The sequence below is a fragment of the Blautia sp. ZXY-1-C6 genome, from assembly GCF_056339875.1.
Genome location: NZ_JBWJVQ010000048.1, coordinates 1 through 2,747 on the forward strand (window position 1 = coordinate 1; position 2,747 = coordinate 2,747).

A 2,747-nucleotide genomic window follows, 5' to 3' on the forward strand; every position below is an offset into this window, starting at 1 on the left:
AATCCATAACAGTTGCCATATCCTGCACGAAACATCCTCAATGCCTCACTGCGCGCCCAGCCACTCTGGTAAATGTTAGAATCCGGACCACCATAGTAAAATCCTCCGTAAACAACATATTTCCAACATGCATAAAGCTTCTGGCTCTGACTCATACCTGAATTTGTGATTGACGATACAATCTGCATCACACGCATTTTCAGCAGAGCATTATAATCTTTTCTTGCAGCACCGGAATTGGTAAAATAAAGCTGGCCGTTCTGTCTGGATTTCTTCTGATACAGCCTTCCTTTTGGATCCGCATAATACAGATTATTCTTATAGATAAAATATCCAATGCTGGCACGGCCGTGTTCTGTCCTTATATGATAAATATTGGATCCGGATTTCACAATTTTATTCTGTTTATTCTCAAATAAACGTCCTTTCTCATCAAAAACATAAACTACATTGTTGATACGCTGTCCTCCCCGCACAGCATTTCCATTTGCGCCAAAATAATACTTATAGCCATTATATCTCTTCCATTTGTTCTTAACCATTTTTCCCTTATAATAATAGTAAATCTTGTTTCCCTTTGTAACCAGTTCTCTTATGGGAACCGGAGATGGCGTCGGGGATACTCCGAGCTGCTCTGTAACAGGAATATCACTTTCCGCAGCCTGTACACCAAATACCGGCATAGCTAAAACAGCAACTGCCATTATGATAAAAAGCAACTTTTTCAGTGTTTTCATAAACCTTTTTCTCCTTACACATTTTCATAATCTCAGAAACAAAAATATAACTACACTCCATGACTACAATCCTGTCTCTTCCATTACCTTCTTCACTTTAGTGTAACAAAAAATTTATCTGATTTCCACATTTTTGTGGCATTTTAGCAAAAAATACTGCTGTCCGAACTTTTATCAATGTTTCGAACAGCAGTATCTGCTATATCTCTGAATTATTATAATTTCTTACCTGTAAGCATTTCATAACCCTGAAGATATTTTCCGATTGTCTTATCTACAATATCCTGCGGAAGTGTCCAGTCATTGTCCGGATTTGCTTTCAGCCAGTCACGTGCAAACTGTTTGTCAAAGGATGGCTGGCCATGTCCCGGTTCATATCCTTCAGCAGGCCAGAAGCGAGAGCTGTCCGGTGTGAGCATCTCATCACCGATCACCATGTTTCCGTCTTTATCCAGACCAAATTCAAATTTGGTATCTGCGATGATGATTCCCTTGCTTAATGCGTATTCCGCACATTTCTTATAAAGTGCAATTGTATTATCACGAAGTTTTGCAGCTAATTCCTCTCCTCTGCCCGGGAAATATTTCTCAAGGTGAGCGATGCTCTGCTCATAGGAGATATTTTCGTCATGATCGCCAATCTCAGCCTTTGTGGACGGAGTATAGATCGGCTCAGGAAGCTTGTCAGATTCCTTCAGTCCTTCCGGTAATTCAATGCCGCAGACTTTACCTGTCTTCTTGTAGCTTTCCCAGCCGCTTCCTGTAATGTATCCACGAACAATACACTCGATAGGCAGCATTTCAAGCTTACGGCACATCATGCTGTTTCCGTCAAATTTCTCCTGCTGGAAAAATTCAGGCATATCTTTTACATCTACAGAAATCATGTGGTTCGGCAGAATGTCTTCTGTCATGTCAAACCAGAACTTGGACATCTGAGTCAGTACAGTTCCCTTCTTGGTTACCTGATTGTTCAGGATAACATCAAAGCAGCTGATGCGGTCTGTCGCAACCATGATCAGGCTGTCACCGTTGTCATAAATCTCACGTACTTTACCTTCTTTGATTGGTTTCATTTCCTGCATTTTTTCGCACCTCAATATTCGTTATGTAATTTGTAAAACTCCAAAATCATCGGCCTTTGCCGAAATTACTGTATTACCGTACCACTATCTCTGTAAGATTGTCAATACACTGAATTTTATTTAGCTTTGCTGATAAAATGTAAGCAAATATGAATTCCATTTCATATCCTGAAATGGCTTTATTCATCCTTCGCCCATCCGTAAGAATATTTCACAGCTTTATTCCATCCTTTAATCTTTTGCTCTCTTGTTTCTTCGGTGATAGACGGGTAGAATTTCTGGTCAATGGACCAATTGTTGCGCACTTCTTCTTTACTGCTCCAGTAGCCTACTGCCAGACCTGCCAGATAAGCAGCCCCCATTGCAGTTGTCTCAACACAGCATGGACGGTTGACCGGTGCATTGATAATATCTGCTTGTGTCTGCATCAGGAAATTGTTGGCACTGGCTCCGCCATCAACTTTTAATGCTGCCAGATTAATGCCTGAATCTGCTTTCATGGCATTTAGTACGTCATTTACCTGATAGGCAATAGATTCCAGCGTTGCGCGGATAATATGATATTTATTCACACCGCGGGTAATTCCTACGATCGTACCTCTCGCATACTGATCCCAGTGGGGAGCTCCCAGTCCTGTAAAGGCCGGCACAACATAACATCCATGTGTATCTGATACTTTATTTGCCATATACTCGGAATCTTCAGAGGAATCAATTACCTTTAATTCATCTCGCAGCCACTGGATAGCTGCACCTGCAACAAAAATTGATCCTTCCAGTGCATAGGTTACCTTTCCGTCCAATCCCCACGCAATCGTAGTAACCAGTCCGTTCTTTGAAAAGACAGGTTTCTCTCCTGTATTCATCAGAAGAAAACATCCTGTGCCATAAGTATTTTTTGCTTCTCCGGCATTAAAGCAGGTCT

Annotated in this window: 2 protein-coding genes and 1 pseudogene; all 3 read right to left on the reverse strand. The window is 41.2% G+C overall.

Translation table 11 applies throughout. The features are described from left to right. Nucleotides 1–737: pseudogene (locus AC075J_RS02085) on the reverse strand (hypothetical protein); the annotation flags it as partial. 215 nt (nt 738–952) lie between these two features. Further along, on the reverse strand, nt 953–1,822 hold the full coding sequence (locus tag AC075J_RS02090; RefSeq protein ID WP_020993888.1) for a phosphoribosylaminoimidazolesuccinocarboxamide synthase: 870 nt from the start codon (nt 1,820–1,822) through the stop codon (nt 953–955). Nucleotides 1,823–2,001: 179 nt separating this feature from the next. Further along, a partial coding sequence (locus AC075J_RS02095; RefSeq protein ID WP_476389912.1) for an FGGY family carbohydrate kinase occupies nt 2,002–2,747 on the reverse strand: 746 nt, incomplete at its 5' end.